Source organism: Streptomyces polygonati (assembly GCF_042650325.1).
Taxonomy (GTDB): domain Bacteria; phylum Actinomycetota; class Actinomycetes; order Streptomycetales; family Streptomycetaceae; genus Actinacidiphila; species Actinacidiphila polygonati.
Window position 1 is genome coordinate 376,697 of sequence record NZ_JBHSBB010000010.1, and the last position, 18,228, is coordinate 394,924.

Consider the following 18,228-nt stretch of genomic DNA (forward strand, 5'->3'; position numbering starts at 1 on the left):
CTGGGCCCCGGGCCGGCATCCGTACCGCGAGCGGTTGCTGTCAGTTCCCCCTGCGCGCGCCCGCCCTCCGGGGTCGGAGGGCGGGCGCGTACCGGTCAGGTCACTTGCCGTTGACCGTGATGTCCGTGAAGACGGGGTAGCTGAAGGCGTTCTCCTTCACGTTGGACACCCGCGAGGACCAGGCGGCGCCGCCGTTCTGGTACCACAGCGGGATGACCGGCATGTCCTTGAAGAGGAGCTTCTCGGCCTGCTGGTACAGCGCGGTCGCCTTGGCGGTGTCCGGCTCCGCGTTCGCCTGCTTGATCAGCGCGTCGAACTGCGGGTTGCTGTACTTCGAGTCGTTCGAGCTGCCGCCGGTCGCGTAGAGCGGCGTCAGGAAGTCGTCGATCAGCGGGTAGTCCATCTGCCAGCCGGAGCGGAAGGGGTTGGTCTCCTCGCCCTTGGTGATCTGGTTGCGGAAGTCCGCGAAGGTGCCGGTGGGGGCGCCGACGCAGGCCTTGTTGTCGCCCAGCACCTGGTTGATGCTGTTGCAGACCGCGTCGACCCACTGCTTGTGCGAACCCGTGTCGGCGTTGTAGGCGATCGTCATGTGGCCGCCGGGGATGCCGCCGCCCTCTTCGATCAGCTGCTTGGCCTTGGTCGGGTTGTACGTGGTGGCGTCGCCGGCCAGACCCGGGCTGTAGCCGCCGGCCGTGCCCAGCACCGGGGAGGTGAGGTCGGTGGCCGGGGTACGGGTGCCCTGGAAGATCTTCTCGGTGATCGTCTTGCGGTCGATCGCCATCGACAGGCCGAGGCGCACCTTGTCCATGCCCGGCTTGTTCCACGCCTTCTGGTTCAGCGGGAAGGAGATGGTCTGGTTGATGCCGGCCGGCTGGTTGAGGTAGCGGCCGTCGGTGTCCGCCTTGACGTGGCTGAGGTCCTGGGCCGGGATGGAGTCGTCGACGTCCAGGTTGCCCGCCTGCAGGTCGGCGTAGGCGGTGTTCTCGTCGGTGTAGACCTTCAGCAGCACGCCCTTGTTCTTGGGCTTGCTGGGTCCGGTGTAGTTCGGGTTCGGGACCAGCAGCATGCTGGAGCCCTTGGTGTAGGACTTCACCATGTACGGACCGTCGCCCACCGGCTTGTTCAGGTACGCGGCGTGGTCGGTGAAGAACGACGTCGGCAGCGGCGCGAACGCCTTGTAGCCGAGCCGGTCCGGCCAGGTGGAGAACTTCTGGGTCAACTTGACCGTGAAGGTCTGGTCGTTGACGACCTTCAGACCGGACATGGTCTTGGCGGTCGGCTTGGCGCCTTCGGCGGCGGGGTGCACGGCGTTGTAGCCGTCGATGTCCTCGAAGAAGTACGCGTTCAGCTGGGCGTTGGTGACCAGCGCGCCGTAGTTCCAGGCGTCCACGAACGAGCTGGCGGTCACCGGGGTGCCGTCGGAGAACTTCAGACCGGGCTTCAGCTTGATGGTGAAGTTCTGCTGGTCGTTGGTGGTGATCGACTGGGCGGCCTCAAGGTTGGCCTTGCCCGTCGAGGGGTCGTACTCCTTGAGGTCCATGAAGATCATGTCCATGACCTTGCCGCCCTGGACCTCATTGGTGTTCGCGGGCTCCAGGGGGTTCTGGGGATCACCCCACCAGGCCCGGACTATGCCGTCGTTCGAACCGCCGGCGCTGCTCTTTCCGTCGCTCGATCCGCCGGAACCGCAGGCCGTTGCTGCCAGGGCGATGACCGCCGCCCCCACTACCCACTTGGCGCTGTTGGCACCGCGCATGGGTTGCCTCCTCAGGAGTCACTGTCGCTACGTGAAAGGAAGGCCGAACGCGCTGACACCCCTGACAGCGACTGCGGCCTTCCGCGCTCGTGAGTCGGCGCCGCATACCAGCGCATGACCCATTGACCCGAGCTCAACTTCGTCCACTATCCGTCACGATGGAGGCCGGATGGACCAGCGGAAGGTCTCGCTTTGATCACATCGCAGCGTTACATGTTCCAAAATCCGGACATTCCGTAAGGTGACAGACAGCCTCGAATCGGACGATGTGACATAGCTAACGATGAAGAGCGTCCGAATAGCGGACGGTCAGAAGGCAGACCAAAGGGGTCCGGAGAGTTTTCCCCGGACCCCTTCGCTCACTCAGCGTGTCGGCTCACCCATGGCCCGGTGCCGACACCCGGCGGCTCAGCCGTGCTTGGCGCGCGAGGCGCTGCGGCCGCGCTCCTTCTGGTCCAGCACCACCTTGCGGATGCGGACCGTCTCCGGAGTGACCTCGATGCACTCGTCCTCGCGGCAGAACTCCAGCGACTGCTCCAGGGAGAGCCTGCGCGGCGGCACCACGTTCTCGGTGTTGTCCGCCGACGCGGCGCGCATGTTGGTGAGCTTCTTCTCCTTGGTGATGTTCACGTCCATGTCGTCGGTACGCGAGTTCTCACCGATGATCATGCCCTCGTAGACCTCGGTGGTCGCCTCGACGAAGATCACGCCCCGCTCCTGGAGGTTGATCATCGCGAACGGGGTGACCACCCCGGCCCGGTCGGCGACCAGCGAGCCGTTGTTACGGGTCCGCAGTTCACCGAACCACGGCTCGTGGCCCTCGAAGATGCTGTGCGCGATGCCGGTGCCCCGGGTGTCGGTGAGGAAGTCGGTGCGGAAGCCGATCAGGCCCCGGGCCGGCACGACGAACTCCATGCGCACCCAGCCGGAGCCGTGGTTCGTCATGGTCTCCATCCGGCCCTTGCGGACCGCCATGAGCTGGGTGATCGCGCCCAGGTACTCCTCGGGGCAGTCGATCGTCATCCGCTCGACCGGCTCGTGGACCTTGCCGTCGACGATCTTGGTGACCACCTGCGGCTTGCCGACGGTCAGTTCGAAGCCCTCACGGCGCATCTGCTCGACCAGGATGGCCAGTGCCAGCTCACCGCGGCCCTGCACCTCCCAGGCGTCCGGGCGCTCGGTCGGCAGCACGCGGAGCGAGACATTGCCGATCAGCTCCCGGTCGAGGCGGTCCTTCACCTGGCGGGCGGTGACCTTGTGGCCCTTGCCGCCCTTGCCGACCAGCGGGGAGGTGTTGGTGCCGATGGTCATCGAGATCGCGGGCTCGTCGACCGTGATCAGCGGCAGCGCGACCGGGTTCTCCAGGTCGGCGAGGGTCTCGCCGATGGTGATGTCCGGGATGCCGGCCACCGCGCAGATGTCACCGGGGCCGGCCATCTGGGCCGGCTTGCGGGTGAGCGCCTCGGTCATCAGCAGTTCGGTGATCTTGACCTGGCTCACCGAGCCGTCGCGCTTCATCCACGCGACCTGCTGGCCCTTGCGCAGCTCGCCCTCCTCCACCCGGAGCAGCGCGATACGGCCGAGGAAGTTGTCCGCGTCGAGGTTGGTGACATGCGCCTGGAGCGGCGCGCCCTCGGTGTAGGTGGGGGCCGGAACGGTGGACAGGATGGTGGAGAAGAACGGCTCCAGGCTGTCGCTGTCGGCCGGCACGGTGCCGTCGGCCGGCTTGGTCAGCGAGGCGACGCCGTCCCGCGCGCAGGCGTAGACGATCGGGAACTCGATCTGCTCCTCGGTGGCGTCCAGATCGAGGAACAGGTCGTACGTCTCGTTGACCACCTCGTCGATCCGCGAGTCGGGGCGGTCCGTCTTGTTGACGCACAGGATGACCGGCAGGTTCGCGGCCAGCGCCTTGCGCAGCACGAAGCGGGTCTGCGGCAGGGGGCCCTCGGAGGCGTCCACCAGCAGCACGACCGCGTCGACCATCGACAGGCCGCGCTCCACCTCACCGCCGAAGTCGGCGTGGCCCGGGGTGTCGATGATGTTGATCGTGATGACCTCGCCGCCACCCTTGGGGTGGTACTTGACGGCGGTGTTCTTCGCGAGAATGGTGATGCCCTTCTCGCGCTCCAGGTCGTTGGAGTCCATCATCCGGTCGTCCAGATGCTGGTGCGCGGCGAACGCGCCGGCCTGCTTCAGCATGGCGTCGACCAGGGTCGTCTTGCCGTGGTCGACGTGGGCGACGATGGCGACGTTACGAATGTCGTGGCGCGTGGACATGCTGGGGCGCTTCTCCCGGAATCGTGGATGACGTCGCGCCCCTCATTCGACGCGCTCGCCTGCCGGGCAAGGTCGAGCCACGGCCTCCCCCCATGGTACGGGCCCTGGCCCGTCCCGGTCGCAGGGACGGCTGGCTCGTCCGACAAGCGGCCTTAACCGCTGGTCGGACCGGGTGCAGACCTGCCAGGATCACCACTCGTGTCCACGAACCAGCCCCCGTCCGGGGCAGATTCCCGCCCGATACCCCCTACCACGGCCCTACCACTGCCCGGCGGACCGCCGCCAGGCCCGCGGGAAGCACCCGCGCGGCGGCGGATCTCCCCGCGGCTGGTGGTGCTGCCGCTCGCCGTGGTGATCGGCGGGCTGGCCGGCGGGGGCAGGCTGCACATGGGGGGATCCGACGGGCTGCTGCTGTTCTTCCTCGGCACGCTGCTGGAGGTCAATCTGAGCCAGCTGTTCCTGCTCGCGGCGACCCGTCCCGCCGGGCTGGCCGTGGTGTGGTCCTCGGTCGGTGTCGGCCGGCGGCTGGGATCGACCGTACGCGGCGGCCGGCTGGTGACCTTCCGCTCACTGCCGCTGATCCTGTGCTACGCGTGCGTGGTGGTCACCGAGCGGGCGGAGCAGGGCCTGCGGCTGTGGCGGGCGACGGTGCTCGCCGTGCTGGCGGAGCTGGCCGTCGCGGCGGCGCTGATCCTCTCCGGCGGAGCGGCGGCGCCGCTGGGCTGGGGCATGGCCACCTGGTCGGTGCTGTTCGGCGTCATCAAGCCCGGCACCGTCACCTCCCGGGCCTGGACCCTCTTCCGGCTGCCCTTCGGCGGCCGGGTGTCGGACCTCGCCGAGTGGGCGCACGACCCCGTGTCACTGGCCGCCGCCCGGGCGCTGGCGGCCGGGCGGATCGACGTGATGCGGGCCGCGCTCGCCGGGGCGGAGCCGTCCCGGCGGCCGCAGCGCCGGGCGATGGAGGCGGCGCTCGCCCTCGCCGAGGGCCGCTACGACGACGCGGCGCGGGAGAGCTGGGCGCTCCGTACCGAACTGGAGTCACGCCGGCTGCGACTCGACGCGCTGCGGACCTTCGCGGCGACGCTGGCCTGCGCCATGGAGGCAGGCCACTGGGCGCCGCAGGACGCGCTGCCCCGGTTCAACGCGGCCATGGCGGAGCTGCGCGACGAGCAGGGCCCGCAGCTGCGGGTCAACGGCCTCGCCGCCCTTGCCGCGCTCTTCGAGGGGAACCCCTCGCAGGCCGAGAAGAAGGCGGCCTACGCCGTCCGGATGGCCCCCGATTCCTCGACCCTCACCGAGGCGCATCTCACCCGCGCGGCCGCTCAGTCCGCCCTGGGCCGCCACGACGCGGCCCGGGCCTCGCTCGCGAAGGCGGCCGCGCTGGCCCCCGGCCTGCGCCGGGTGGCGGTGGTGGCCGCCGTGATCAGCGGCACGCCGGTCCGCGTCCCGGCGGGGTGATCCCCGGCGGACGAAGCCGGCGGGCCGGGACCAGGGCAAGCGCCCTGCCCCCGGCCCGCCGGGAAGCCCGCCGAGTCGCCCCGGAGCTGCCGGAGCTATTTGCGGAAGCCGAGATCCTGGTAGGCGGGGGTCTGGAAGCCGAAGGCTCCCGCGTTGGCCACCGAGGTGCGCAGGCCCACCACCTGGGGGCGCTGGTAGAGCGGGATGGAGCCGGCCGCGGCCCAGATGCGGGCGTCGGCCTTGGCGGTGAGGTCGCGGGCGGCGCCGCTGTCGAGTTCGGAGCCGGCCCTGGTGAGCAGCTGGTCGATCTGGTCGGTGCCGACCCGGGAGTAGTTCTGCGCGACGTTGAGCGAGCCGTCCGAGGCGGGGACGGGCTTGGCGAAGATCGGCGTGTCGTCGGTGGCCGGATAGGCGCTGCCCGGCCACGACCACAGGGCCAGGTCGAAGTCGCCCGAGGCGATGTGGTCCTGGAAGTAGGTCGCCCCGCTCACCTTGCTGATCTCGGTACGGATGCCGATCCCGGACAGCATCCGGGCGATCCGCCCGCCGACGTCGTCCAGCGTCGGCGAGTCCGACGGCAGGACGAAGCGCAGCGAGAGCTGCTTGCCGCCCTTGGTGACCACCCGGCTCGGCTCCACCACGGTGAGCGCCCCGGAGGCCGCCGCCCGCCCGGGCCCGGCCGCCTTCTCCCCGGTCTCGGCCGCGGACCGCTTCCAGCCGGCCGCGCCCAGCAGCGCCTGTGCCTGCTGGAGGTCGGCGGCTCCCAGGGCCGAGCTGTGGTCCGCGTAGCCGCGCTGCGAGGGCAGCACCAGGTGGTTGCCGAGCGCCACCGCCGGCAGCCCCAGCGGCTTGAGCACGGCCGCGGCGATCTTCTTGCGGTCGATGGCCCGCGCCACCGCGTGGCGGACCCGCTCGTCGGTGAGCGGGCCGCTGGTGCCGTTGATGGCCAGCTGCGCGTAGGCGGCGTCGGGTGCCTTGCGCACGGCGAGGCCGGCGGACCCGCGCACCGCGGCCAGCGCGGTCGGGTCGATCTCGGCGAGATCCAGTGTGCCGGCCGCCAGCTGGGTCGGCCGGGCGGCGCGCGGCACCGCGGTCAGCACGATCCGGTCGAGCTTGGCGGGCTTGCCCCACCAGGACGGGTTGCGCACCAGGGTGACCGTCTTCGCCTTGGCGTCCACCGCCTTCAGCGCGAAGGGCCCGGCGGAGACCGGCAGTGCGGTGCGGGCGCCCTCGTTGAAGGCGTCGGCGCTGCTTGTGACCGAGGTCGGGTAGAGCGGGCTGAACAGCGAGCGCCAGTCGGCGTAGGGCGTGGCGAAGGTGACCTCGACCTGGTGGGCGTCGGCGCCCTGCCGGATGCCGGCGATCCGGTCGTAACCGGCGTTGCGGGCGGTCCAGTAGGCGGAGTCGCGCCCGCCCAGCGCCTTCCACTGGGCGATGAAGTCGGCCGCGCCGATCGCCTTGCCGTCGGTCCACTTGGCCAGCGGGTTGAGCTGGTAGGTGACCACCTGGCGCGGTGCCTGCTTGCTCACCTCGGCCTTGGCGACGTAGTCGGGGTCGGCCTTCGGGTCGCCGTGCGCGTCGAGCCGGAACATCAGCGGCAGGGTCGCGCCGGCCACGGTGGTGGTGTCGGAGTCCGCGTCGGCCTGGAAGGCGTTGAGGGTGCGCGGCAGCTGGTCCACCGCCCAGCGCAGGGTGCCGCCGTCGCGGACCCCGCTCCGGGCGACGGTCGCCACATCGGTGCCGGCGGTGCCGGCCGCCTTGGTGCTCCCGGAGGAGCACGCGGTCAGCGTCAGCGCGGCCCCCGCGGCGAGCGCCACGGCGATCCGCACCGCCGGGCGCCGGGGCGCCGCGACGGGGAGGGCCGGTGGCGCGCCACCGCTCAGGGGGCTGCTCAGGGGGCTGCGGTTCATGGGTGTGCTACCTCCGCGGAGCCGGCGGCGGCCCGTACGGCCTGCGTACGCCATACGCCGGGGACATGATCGGCTGCTCTTATATGCCGCTGATAGGACGATTCTTGGGCTTATGCCATCGCACCCGTACCCCGTGCCGGGCCCGACGCGCCGGCCGGCGCCGCCGACACCACCCGTCCGGCCGCACGGATCACCCGAGGCGCCGGGTCCGGCCCGGCATCGCCTCCGGCACACCCCCCTGCCCCGGCCCCCGGGCCGCGCGAGGCCCCGCGTGGCCCGAACCGTGAATCCCTGCAGCCGTCTTCACAAGACGCGGTGTGACGCGCGACACTCGCATGCGCGGCAGCGTCACCACCGCGGATCACGCGTCACCCACCGCACGGCGGCAGATGGTGAGGGCACCCCCATGTCCCTGCACGACGACCTGACCTCGGTTCAGCGCCGGCTCGACGACCTGATGCGCTGCGTAGCCCGGCTGGACGAGCACGCGGGCGACAGCCTGGACATGCGCCGGGTCCGGGCGGACGCGGGCCATCTGCGCGAAAGCCTCCATCTGCTCCAGGACTCGGTGCCGATCACGGCCGGCAACCGCACCGTCGAGATGGTGTCGATCCCGGACGCGCCCTACGACCGCGGACTGTGGACGGACGCCGAGGACGAGGGGCTGGGCTCGCCCCACCGGCACGCGCCCTGACCGCGCCCGACCGCGCGCCTCCCCGTACCGGCCCCCTGTTACCGGCGCCGCCGCTCGGCGCCGCCCGGCCGGCCGCGGCGCGCCCGTCGCGCCATCCCCTCACCCCCCGCTCCTTCGGAGTCCCCTTTGGCCACCGGAACGACCCCCTCGACCGCCACCAGCCCGCCGCAAGCCGGGCCGCCGAAAGCCGCCCGCGGCGTCCGTACGCCCGGACGCGCCGCGATCACCGCCGCGCATCTGCGGACCGACCGGTGGTGGGTGCCCCCGCTGGTCACCGCGCTGGGCCTGGCCGCCTTCGTGGCCTACTCCACCTGGCGGGCCTTCGCCAACTCGCACTACTACGCGGCCCCGTACGTATCGCCCTTCTACTCGCCCTGCCTGGCGTCCAACTGCGCGGACATGAACGGCGGCGCCGACTGGCACCTGTTCGGCTCCTGGTGGGGGCTGTCCCCGGCGCTGCTGGTGCTGGTCTTCCCGCTCGGCTTCCGGCTGACCTGCTACTACTACCGCAAGGCCTACTACCGCGGCTTCTGGGCGTCGCCGCCGGCCTGCGCGGTCGCCGAGCCGCACGCGAAGTACACCGGCGAGACACGGCTGCCGCTGATCCTGCAGAACGTCCACCGGTACTTCTTCTATCTGGCGCTCCCGGTGGCGGGCATCCTCACCTTCGACACCGTGCTCGCCTTCCGCGACCCGCACGGCGCCTGGGGCCACGCGGGCCTGGGCACCCTGGTCCTGGTCGTCAACATCGCGCTGATCTGGGCGTACACCCTGTCCTGCCACTCCTGCCGGCACATCATCGGCGGCAAGCTGCGCCACTTCTCCGCCCACCCGGTGCGCTACCGGCTGTGGGGCTGGGTCGGGGTGCTCAACTCCCGCCACATGCTGCTCGCCTGGTCCTCGCTGATCAGCGTCGCCGTCGCGGACTTCTATGTGTACCTGGTGGCGAGCGGCGTCTTCGACGATCCGAGGTTCTTCTAGATGACGAACGTTGAACGGCACGCCTACGACGTGGTCGTGGTCGGCGCGGGCGGCGCGGGCCTGCGGGCCGCGATCGAGGCGCGGGAGCGGGGCATGCGGACCGCTGTGATCTGCAAGTCGCTGTTCGGCAAGGCCCACACGGTGATGGCCGAGGGCGGCATCGCGGCCAGCATGGGCAATGTCAACTCCGGGGACAACTGGCAGGTGCACTTCCGCGACACCATGCGCGGCGGCAAGTTCCTCAACCACTGGCGGATGGCCGAACTGCACGCCAAGGAGGCGCCGGACCGGGTCTGGGAGCTGGAGACCTGGGGCGCGCTGTTCGACCGCACCGCGGACGGCCGGATCTCGCAGCGCAACTTCGGCGGCCACGAGTACCCGCGGCTCGCCCATGTCGGCGACCGCACCGGCCTGGAGCTGATCCGCACCCTCCAGCAGAAGATCGTCTCGCTCCAGCAGGAGGACTTCGCCGAGACCGGCGACTACGAGGCCCGGCTGAAGGTCTTCCAGGAGTGCACGGTCACCAGGATCCTCAAGGAGGACGGCGCCCCGGACGGTTCGGGCGGCGCGGGCGGCGCGGGCGGCGGCGCCCGGGTGGCCGGCGTCTTCGGCTACGTACGCGAGTCCGGGCGGCTGTTCGTGATCGACGCGCCCGCCGTCGTGCTGGCCACCGGCGGCATCGGCAAGTCCTTCAAGGTGACCTCCAACTCCTGGGAGTACACCGGCGACGGGCACGCGCTGGCCCTGCTGGCCGGGGCGCCGCTGATCAACATGGAGTTCATCCAGTTCCACCCCACCGGCATGGTCTGGCCGCCGTCGGTGAAGGGCATCCTGGTCACCGAGTCGGTGCGCGGTGACGGCGGGGTGCTGCGCAACAGCGAGGGCGAGCGGTTCATGTTCGGCTACATCCCGGACGTCTTCAAGGAGAAGTACGCCCAGGACGAGGCCGAGGCGGACGGCTGGTACGCCGACCCCGACCACAACCGCAGGCCGCCGGAGCTGCTGCCCCGCGACGAGGTGGCCCGGGCGATCAACTCCGAGGTCAAGGAGGGCCGCGGCACCCCGCACGGCGGGGTCTTCCTGGACGTGTCCACGCGGCTGCCGGCCGAGGAGATCAGGCGGCGGCTGCCGTCGATGCACCACCAGTTCAAGGAACTGGCGGACGTGGACATCACCGCCGAGCCGATGGAGGTCGGCCCGACCTGCCACTACATGATGGGCGGCGTGGCCGTGGAGCCGGACACCGCGGCGGCGCTCGGGGTGCCGGGCCTGTTCGCGGCCGGCGAGGTGGCCGGCGGTATGCACGGCTCCAACCGGCTCGGCGGCAACTCGCTGTCCGACCTGCTGGTCTTCGGGCGGCGGGCGGGACTCTTCGCGGCGGAGTACGCGGCGGGACTGGCACCGGGCGCGGGCTCGGCGGCCGGTACCGGCGGCGCGCGGCCGGTCGCCTCCCAGCAGCAGATCGACGCGGCGGCGGCCGAGGCGCTGCGGCCGTTCAGCGCGGAGGCGGAAGCGGAGACCGCGGCCGGCGACGGGCCGCCGGAGAACCCGTACACCCTGCACCAGGAGCTCCAGCAGGTGATGAACGACCTGGTGGGCATCATCCGGCGCGGCCCGGAGATGGAACAGGCGCTGGACCGGCTGGCCACGCTGCGGCGGCGGGCCCGGCGGGCCGGTGTGGAGGGCCACCGGCAGTTCAACCCCGGCTGGCACCTGGCGCTCGACCTGCGGAACATGCTGCTGGTCAGCGAGTGCGTGGCGCGGGCCGCGCTGGAGCGCACCGAGAGCCGCGGCGGCCACACCCGCGACGACCACCCGGGCATGGACCGGGTCTGGCGCAAGGTCAATCTGGTCTGCGAGCTGGCCGGGCCGGCCGGCGGCGCGGACAGCGCGGGGTCCCGCGCGGAGCTGCCGGGCCTGGCGGACAGCCGGATCAGCCTGCGCCGCAGTCCGATGGACCCGATACGGCCGGATCTGCTCGCCCTGTTCGAACGGGACGAGCTGCTCAAATACCTGACGGACGAGGAGCTCGACCGGTGACTGGCTACACGGCGCGTTTCAAGGTCTGGCGGGGCGACGCGGCGGGCGGTGAGCTGCGGGACTACGACGTCGAGGTCAATGACGGCGAGGTCGTGCTGGACATCATCCACCGGCTGCAGGCCACCCAGGCGGCGGATCTGGCGGTGCGCTGGAACTGCAAGGCGGGCAAGTGCGGGTCGTGCAGCGCGGAGGTCAACGGCCGGCCGCGGCTGATGTGCATGACCCGGATGTCGGTCTTCGAGCGGGACGAGACGGTCACGGTGACCCCGATGCGCACCTTCCCGGTGATCCGGGACCTGGTCACCGATGTGTCCTTCAACTACGCCAAGGCCCGTGAGATCCCGGCGTTCGTCCCGCCGGAGGGCGTGGCGGCCGGCGAGTACCGGATGCGGCAGGTGGATGTGGAGCGCTCGCAGGAGTTCCGCAAGTGCATCGAGTGCTTCCTGTGCCAGGACACCTGCCATGTGGTGCGCGACCACGAGGAGAACAAGACCTCCTTCGCCGGTCCGCGCTTCCTGATGCGGATCGCCGAACTCGACATGCACCCGCTGGACGCCGCCGCCGACACCGGCCTGACCCGCGCCTCCTCCGCCCAGGAGGACCACGGCCTCGGCTACTGCAACATCACCAAGTGCTGCACCGAGGTCTGCCCCGAGCACATCAAGATCACCGACAACGCGCTGATCCCCCTCAAGGAACGCGCGGTGGACCGCAAATACGACCCGCTGGTCTGGCTGGGCTCCAAGATCGGCCGCCGCCCGAAGTAGCGACGCGCAGGCCGGGCGGCCTGCCGGGCCCGCGGCGTGCCCGGCTGCCGCCGGGAGGTGCCCCCACCATGGCCCCCGGCGAGGCAGCCGGGGCAGGCCGCCCGCGTGCCGGGCGGGCCGGGCGGCTCCAGCAGCGCGGCTGGCGCCACGGCCGAAAAACCCTGCCGGGGTGCGCGGCGTCCGGCACGCTCCCCCGGCCACCGCCGGGAGGTGCCCCCACCATGGCCCCCGGCGAGGCAGCCGGGGCAGGCCGCCCGCGTGCCGGGCGGGCCGGGCGGCTCCAGCAGCGGCGGGGCTGGGGCGGGGCGCGGAGCCGAGTCAGCGGTCGCGCCGCAGGCCATGCGGACATAGCCTCCCAAAAGGAGCCACGCGGTGGGTCGTGGCGCGGCAGCGGGAGGCGGCGCGGTGCGCAAGAGACGTCGGGCGGTCCCAGCGTTCCTCGCGGCTGTCGGTGCCGTCGCCGTATGGCTGAGCCTGCCGGCCGGGGAGGCGCGGGCCGACGACCCGGCCCGGCTGGCCCGCGCCGGGCGGATCACCGACACCGTCGACGCGCTGGGCCGCCGGGCGCCGTCCGTGCGGGCCGCGCTGCGCCTGCTCTACGACGACCGAGGCATCCAGCTGTTCGTGGTCTACGTCGGCGGCTTCTCCGGCGACAGCCCGCAGGACTGGGCCAACGCCACCGCCGTGAAGAACGGCCTCGGCCGCAAGGACCTGCTGCTGGCGGTGGCCACCCACGACCGGCAGTACGCGGTCTCCGCCGACCAGGACTCCGGGCTCACCCAGCGGCAGCTCAACGAGGTCAGCGACGCGGCGATCGAGCCCGCGCTGCGCTCCAACGACTGGGCGGGCGCCGCCATCGGCGCCGCCGACGGCTACGAGGCGGTGCTGGCCGGCCGCCCGGTGAGCGCGCCGGCCATCACCCCGGGCTCGCCCGACCCCGGCGATCCGGACACCGGTGACGGCGCCGCCGAGCTGTGGATCCCGGCGGCCGCGCTGGCGGTGGCCGCCGGGGTGGGCCTGTACGCCTACCGCCGGCGGCGCGGCGGCACGAAGCCCGCGGTCCGTCCGGCGCCGCGGGCGGCCGTCGCCTGGGAGGGCGCCCGGCCGCGCCCCAGACGGACCACTCCCATCACCCCGCTGCCGGAACTGGACGAGCAGGCGCGGCAGCTGCTGGTGGCCACCGACGACGCGGTCCGCACCAGCCAGGAGGACGTCGGCTTCGCGGCGGCCCAGCTCGGGGACGACGCGGCCCGGCCCTTCGGGGAGGCGGTGGAGTACGCCCAGAGCGAGCTGACCGCGGCCTTCCGGCTGCGCCAGGGCCTGGACGACGCCTTCCCCGCGGACGACGAGACCCGGCGCCAGATACTGGACGAGATCCTCTCCCGCTGCACCCAGGCCAACCGGCGCCTGGACGCCGAGTCGGAGGCGTTCGACCGGCTGCGCGCGATGGAGGAGAACGCCCCGCAGATCCTGGAGCGGGCCGAGGCCGCCGCCACCGCGCTGCCCGACCGGATCGCCGCCGCCGAGACCGCGCTCGGCCCGCTCGCGCGCCGCTACGCGGACTCCGCGCTGGAGCCGGTGGCCGGCCACCCGGCCGAGGCCCGCGACCGGCTCGGCTTCGCCCGTACCAGCCTCGACCAGGCCCGCGCCGCCCTCGGCGCCGACCACGGCCGGGTCGCGGTCTTCGTCCGCGCCGCCGAGAGCGCGCTCGACCAGGCGGCCACCCTCGCCGACTCCGTACCCCGCCGGGAACGCGAGCTGGCGGCCGCCGACAGCGGGCTGCGCGACGCGCTGGCCCGTACCGACGCCGGCCTGGAGCGGACCCGCGGCCTGCTCGGCGGCGGCACCCCGGGCGGGCGGCCGGGCGCGGGCCGGGAGGACAGCGTGATCGCGGAAGCGGGCCCGGCCGCCGGCCCGGGTACGGTCCCGCGCACCGAACCCGAGGCCGCCGCCCGGCCCCCGGCCGGCGGCGGGGACTTCGGGCCCGGGGTGGCCGAGGCGCGGTTGCGGGAGGGGGTCGCGCGGGCGGCGGCGGTGCTGGCGGACGTACGGCGGGAGCTGGCGGCCGGCCGCTACGACCCGATCGCCGCGCTGCGCCGGGTGGAGGAGGCGGCGGCGGAACTCGACCCGCTGCCGGCCGGGGCGCCGGAGCGGACGGACGGCGGGCCGGAGGACGGCGGGCCGCGCGGCCGGGTGCTGCTGGAGCAGGCCCTGCTGGCGGCCCGCAGCGAGGTGGCCGCCGCCCGGGACGTCGTCACCACGCACCGGGGGGCGATCGGCAGCCGGGCGCGTACCCGGCTCACCGAGGCCGAACGCCGGCTGCGGCTCGCCGAGTCGGCCGCCGACCCCGATGTCCCGGACGCGCTGGAGCACGCCCGGCGGGCCGACCGGCTGGCCCGCGACGCCCAGGCCCTGGCCCGGCAGGACCTGACCGGCTACGGGGAGCCGGGCGGTCCGGGCGGTCCCGGTGACGCCGGGGAGTCCGCCGAGCCCGGGCGGCCCGGCACCGGCCGGCGCGAAGGCGGCGGTACGGACGGGACGGTCGGCGCGGTGCTCGGCGGGATCCTGCTCAGCGGCGACCCCGGCAGCCGCGGCGACGCCGACCGCGACAGCGACAACGAGACCGACGACGGCGACAGCGACAGCGGCCGGGACCAGGACGGAGACGGCGGCCCGGGCCCCGGCAGCTTCGGCGGCGGCCGGACCCGGGGCCGGATGGGCGGCGGCGGACGGTTCTGACCGGCGCCCCGCACGGCGCCCGCATCACGCCCCCACCGCGCACGGGAGATCACCGCACGAGACCGCCAGCCGGATGGCCGAACGGAAGATCGAGGCACAGGGAGTACGTATGTCCAAGCAGACCGTCCTCGGCCGGGTGGCCCAGCTCGCCAAGGCGAACGTCGACGCGCTCCTCGACCAGGCCGAGGACCCGCAGAAGATGATCGACCAGCTGATCCGCGACTACCGGGAGACCATCACCGCCGCCGAGGAGGCCGTGACGGCCACCGTCCGCAACCTGCGGCTGATGCAGCAGGACCACGCCGAGGATGTCGGGGCCGCCGCCGAGTGGGGCACCCAGGCTCGCTCCGCGAGCCGCAAGGCCGACGCGCTGCGGATCGCCGACCGGGGAGCCGAGGGCGACCGGTTCGACACCCTCGCCAGGATCGCGCTGAGCCGCCAGTTCCAGTGCGAGAAGGAGGCGAAGATCGCCGAGCCGAGCATCGTGGCACAGACCGAGCTGGTGACCACCCTCAAGTCGGGTCTGGACAAGATGAAGCGGAAGCTGGACCGCCTCCAGACCGCCCGGGACGAGCTGGTGACCCGCTCGCGGTCCGGCACACCGCGCGATCAGCTGCTGGACGCGCTCAAGAGCATCGATGTGCTGGACCCGGCGGGCGAGTTGAACCGCTTCGAGGAGAAGATGCGCCGCGAGGAGGCCCGGGTGGCGGGAAAGCACGCGCCGGCCGCGTCCACGCTGGACGGCTGGTTCGAGCGGCTCGACCCGCAGTCGGACACCGCCGAGGTCGAGGAGCGGCTGGCCCGCCTGAAGTCGGGGACCGCCTAGCGGGCGTGCGCCGCGCTCAGAACATGCTGAGCAGGTCGTCCACCGAAGGGCCGGCCGACGCGGGGCCCGCCCCGCCGCGCAGCGCCAGTTCGAACCACACCGTCTTGCCGCGGTGGGTGCGGCGGCTGCCCCAGCTCTGGCTGAGCATCGCGACGAGCTGGAGGCCGCGCCCGCCCTCGTCGGTGTCCTGGGCGCGCCGGCGGCGCGGTTGCATCAGCGCGTTGTCCCAGACCTCGCAGACCAGCGTCCGGTCCAGCAGCAGCCGCAGCCTTATGTCGCCGTAGCCGTGCCGCAGCGCGTTGGTGACCAGCTCGCTGACCAGCAGTTCCGTGGTGTCCACCAGCTGGTCGAGACCCCAGCCGAGCAGCTGCTCATGGGCCAGCTCACGGGCCCTGGCCACCGAGGTGGGCTGCGGCTCCAGCGTCCAGTCGCCCACCTTGTCCGGCGACAGGCCGGCGATCCGGGCCATCAGCAGCGCGATGTCGTCCTCGCCGTGCGCGGTGTCCAAGGTGGCCAGCACATGGTCGCAGACGTCCTCCAGCGGCCTGGCCGGGCCGGCCAGCGCGGCCCGGAAGGCGTCCAGGCCCTCGTCCAGCGGATGGCTGCGGGACTCCACCAGGCCGTCGGTGTACAGGGCCAGCAGCGCCCCGTCGGTCAGCTCGACCTCGATCTCCTCGAACGGCTCACCGCCGACCCCGAGCGGCACCCCGCGCGGCACCTCCAGCAGCAGCGGGGTCTCGCCCGGCTCGACCACCACCGGCGGCAGATGGCCGGCGTTGGCGATGGTGCAGCGGCGGGTGACGGCGTCGTAGACCACGTAGATACAGGTGGCGAGATAGACCTCGCTGAGGTCGGCGTCACCGCGCTCCTTGGCCCGGCGGGTGCCGCCCCTGGCGGGGGCGCCGAGCCCGCTGGCCACTTCGTCCAACGCTCCCAGCACCTCGGCGGGTTCGAGGTCGAGCATGGCCAGGGTGCGTACGGCGGTGCGCAGTTCGCCCATCGCGACCGCGGCCCGCAGCCCGCGGCCCATCACGTCGCCGACCACCAGGGCCGTACGGTGGCCGGGCAGTTCGATGACGTCGAACCAGTCGCCGCCGACCTCGGTCTCCATGCTGCCGGGCAGATAGCGGCAGGCGATGTCCAGGCCGGCCGCCTCCGGGTCGTCCGGCGGCAGCAGGCTGCGCTGGAGGATCAGGGCGCGTTCGTGCTCGCGGCGGTAGAGGCGGGCGTTGTCGATGAATATGGCGGCGCGGGCGGCGAGTTCCTCGGCCAGCATCCGGTCGCGGTCGGTGAACGGCTCGCTGCCCTTGGCCCGGGAGAACTGCACCAGGCCCAGCACGATGTCCCGGGCCACCATCGGCACCACCAGGGTGGACTGCACCAGCGGGTTGCCGTGGTCCTGCTCGCTGTCGAGCACCTGCGGCTGGGCGGTGCGCAGCGCCCGGGCGCCGGCCGAGCCGAACCGGTAGCGGTGCACCGCGCCGACCGGGACCGGGCCGTCCCCGGTGCTCTCGCCGTCGTCGGCGGCCATCGCCACCGGGGCGTCCGAGATCGCGCTGGCGAACGCCACCCGGCGTACGTCGCCGCTGCGGTCGGTGGTGCTGGCCAGGTCCTCGACGCCGGACAGCAGCGCCTGGTAGAGGTCGACCGAAGCCAGGTCGCAGAAGTGCGGGACCGCCACGTCCAGCAGTTCCCGCGCGGTGGTCTCCAGGTCCAGCGAGGTGCCGATCCGGGAGCCCGCCTCGTTGAGCAGCGCGAGATTGCGGCGGGCGTGCGCGGCCTCGCGTTCGGCGCGCTGCCGCCCGGTGACGTCCATCGCGAGCCCGGCGACACCGATCGGGCGCCCGTCGCCGCTGTGCAGCCGGTAGAGCGACATCGACCAGCGGCGCCGGCGCGGGTCGCCGGGCACGGTGCCGACCAGCGGCATGTCCAGCACCGGCTCGCCGGTCTCCAGCACCTGGCGCAGCGCGCCGTTCAGCCGGTCGGCCTCCACCCGGGACAGGAAGTCGTGCGGGCCGCGGCCGTGGTGCTCCTCGGCGGAGCGGCCGAAGACGGCGGCGAATCGTTCGTTCACCCGGATCAGGCGCAGTTCGGTGTCGAAGAGCACGAAGCCCATCGGGGACTGCCCGAAGACGGCCTGCGAGGCGGCCAGGTCGGTCTCGATCTGGCGGAGGGTGGCCACATCCACCGCGATGCACAGCGCGCCCTGGTCGGAGGGCATCAGATAGACCTCGGCGAGCCCCTCGGCGCCGCTGGCGTCCTTGTACGGCACCAGGCCGTTCCACTCGCGGCCGTCGAGGATCTGAGAGAGGCGCTCATGGCCGCGCGCCTGGACGTCCGGCGGGGCGAAGGCGGCGATCGGGTCCTGGCCGAGTGCCTCGGCGGCGGTGACGCCGAAGAACTCCTCGGCGCGGTGGCTCCACTGCTCGATCCGGCCGTCCCGGTCCAGCGCGAAGGCGGCGAGGCGTATGTAGTCGTAGATGGAGCCGGGCGGACTCGACCGCCAGACGGCGTCGCGCGCCTCGTCGGTGCCGTCTGGGGGCGGAACCGCACCTGCTGGCATGTCGCTCACTCGCCCGACCCCTCCAGCTCAGCACACATGGACCGGTTGGAGCTGAGTATTCAGCATGACGACCGTCCAGCACACGGTCTTGTCGATCACAGCATCATCTCGGCCCCTGGGGTATGCGGCTCGTCCCCGGAACACCACGGCCACCCTTCTGTCTCCTGCCCCTTCGGCATACCCGGCACGATGCCTTCGAACCATGGCGGCGGACCGC

General features: G+C 72.7%; 11 protein-coding genes. 7 read left to right on the forward strand and 4 right to left on the reverse strand.

Translation table 11 applies throughout. The features are described 5' to 3' along the window. Positions 1 to 100: 100 nt before the first annotated feature. Together ACFO3J_RS14320 and typA are read right to left on the reverse strand one after the other, a co-directional pair. Entirely contained in the window at positions 101 to 1,756 is a 1,656-nt protein-coding gene (locus tag ACFO3J_RS14320) for a peptide ABC transporter substrate-binding protein (RefSeq protein WP_386429750.1), read from the reverse strand. Between the two features lie 408 nt (positions 1,757 to 2,164). Further along, positions 2,165 to 4,033 carry a translational GTPase TypA gene (gene typA / locus ACFO3J_RS14325; RefSeq protein ID WP_386429751.1) on the reverse strand — a complete coding sequence of 623 codons (1,869 nt, stop codon included), beginning with the start codon at positions 4,031 to 4,033 and terminating at the stop codon, positions 2,165 to 2,167. 330 nt (positions 4,034 to 4,363) lie between these two features. Between typA and ACFO3J_RS14330 the strand changes: the two genes are divergently transcribed. Continuing rightward, positions 4,364 to 5,491: a hypothetical protein gene (locus tag ACFO3J_RS14330; RefSeq protein ID WP_386429753.1), complete on the forward strand. Its 1,128-nt coding sequence runs from the start codon at positions 4,364 to 4,366 to the stop codon at positions 5,489 to 5,491. Between the two features lie 95 nt (positions 5,492 to 5,586). Here ACFO3J_RS14330 and ACFO3J_RS14335 read toward each other — a convergent pair whose 3' ends face one another. Then, on the reverse strand, positions 5,587 to 7,401 hold the full coding sequence (locus ACFO3J_RS14335; protein ID WP_386429755.1) for an ABC transporter family substrate-binding protein: 1,815 nt from the start codon (positions 7,399 to 7,401) through the stop codon (positions 5,587 to 5,589). A gap of 406 nt (positions 7,402 to 7,807) precedes the next feature. Here ACFO3J_RS14335 and ACFO3J_RS14340 point away from each other — a divergent pair, with 406 nt between their 5' ends. The 6 genes from ACFO3J_RS14340 to ACFO3J_RS14365 all read left to right on the forward strand — a co-directional run bounded on the left by ACFO3J_RS14340 (position 7,808) and on the right by ACFO3J_RS14365 (position 15,448). After that, positions 7,808 to 8,095, forward strand: a complete 288-nt coding sequence (locus tag ACFO3J_RS14340) for a hypothetical protein (RefSeq protein WP_386429757.1) — start codon at positions 7,808 to 7,810, stop codon at positions 8,093 to 8,095. 126 nt (positions 8,096 to 8,221) lie between these two features. Continuing rightward, positions 8,222 to 9,076 carry a hypothetical protein gene (locus tag ACFO3J_RS14345; RefSeq protein ID WP_386429759.1) on the forward strand — a complete coding sequence of 285 codons (855 nt, stop codon included), beginning with the start codon at positions 8,222 to 8,224 and terminating at the stop codon, positions 9,074 to 9,076. Next, positions 9,077 to 11,116, forward strand: coding sequence for a fumarate reductase/succinate dehydrogenase flavoprotein subunit (locus tag ACFO3J_RS14350; protein ID WP_386429761.1), 2,040 nt, complete (start codon positions 9,077 to 9,079; stop codon positions 11,114 to 11,116). Beyond that, positions 11,113 to 11,883 carry a succinate dehydrogenase/fumarate reductase iron-sulfur subunit gene (locus ACFO3J_RS14355; RefSeq protein WP_386429763.1) on the forward strand — a complete coding sequence of 257 codons (771 nt, stop codon included), beginning with the start codon at positions 11,113 to 11,115 and terminating at the stop codon, positions 11,881 to 11,883. Before ACFO3J_RS14350 ends, ACFO3J_RS14355 begins: the two co-directional genes overlap by 4 nt. Positions 11,884 to 12,288: 405 nt before the next feature. Next, on the forward strand, positions 12,289 to 14,622 hold the full coding sequence (locus tag ACFO3J_RS14360; protein ID WP_386429764.1) for a TPM domain-containing protein: 2,334 nt from the start codon (positions 12,289 to 12,291) through the stop codon (positions 14,620 to 14,622). Positions 14,623 to 14,731: 109 nt separating this feature from the next. Further along, the gene (locus tag ACFO3J_RS14365; protein WP_386429766.1) at positions 14,732 to 15,448 is read left to right on the forward strand and encodes a PspA/IM30 family protein; all 717 of its coding nucleotides are present in this window, start codon (positions 14,732 to 14,734) and stop codon (positions 15,446 to 15,448) included. 16 nt (positions 15,449 to 15,464) lie between these two features. Here the strand turns inward: ACFO3J_RS14365 and ACFO3J_RS14370 are convergent, their stop codons facing one another. Further along, entirely contained in the window at positions 15,465 to 18,011 is a 2,547-nt protein-coding gene (locus ACFO3J_RS14370) for a SpoIIE family protein phosphatase (protein WP_386430213.1), read from the reverse strand. Positions 18,012 to 18,228 lie beyond the last annotated feature (217 nt).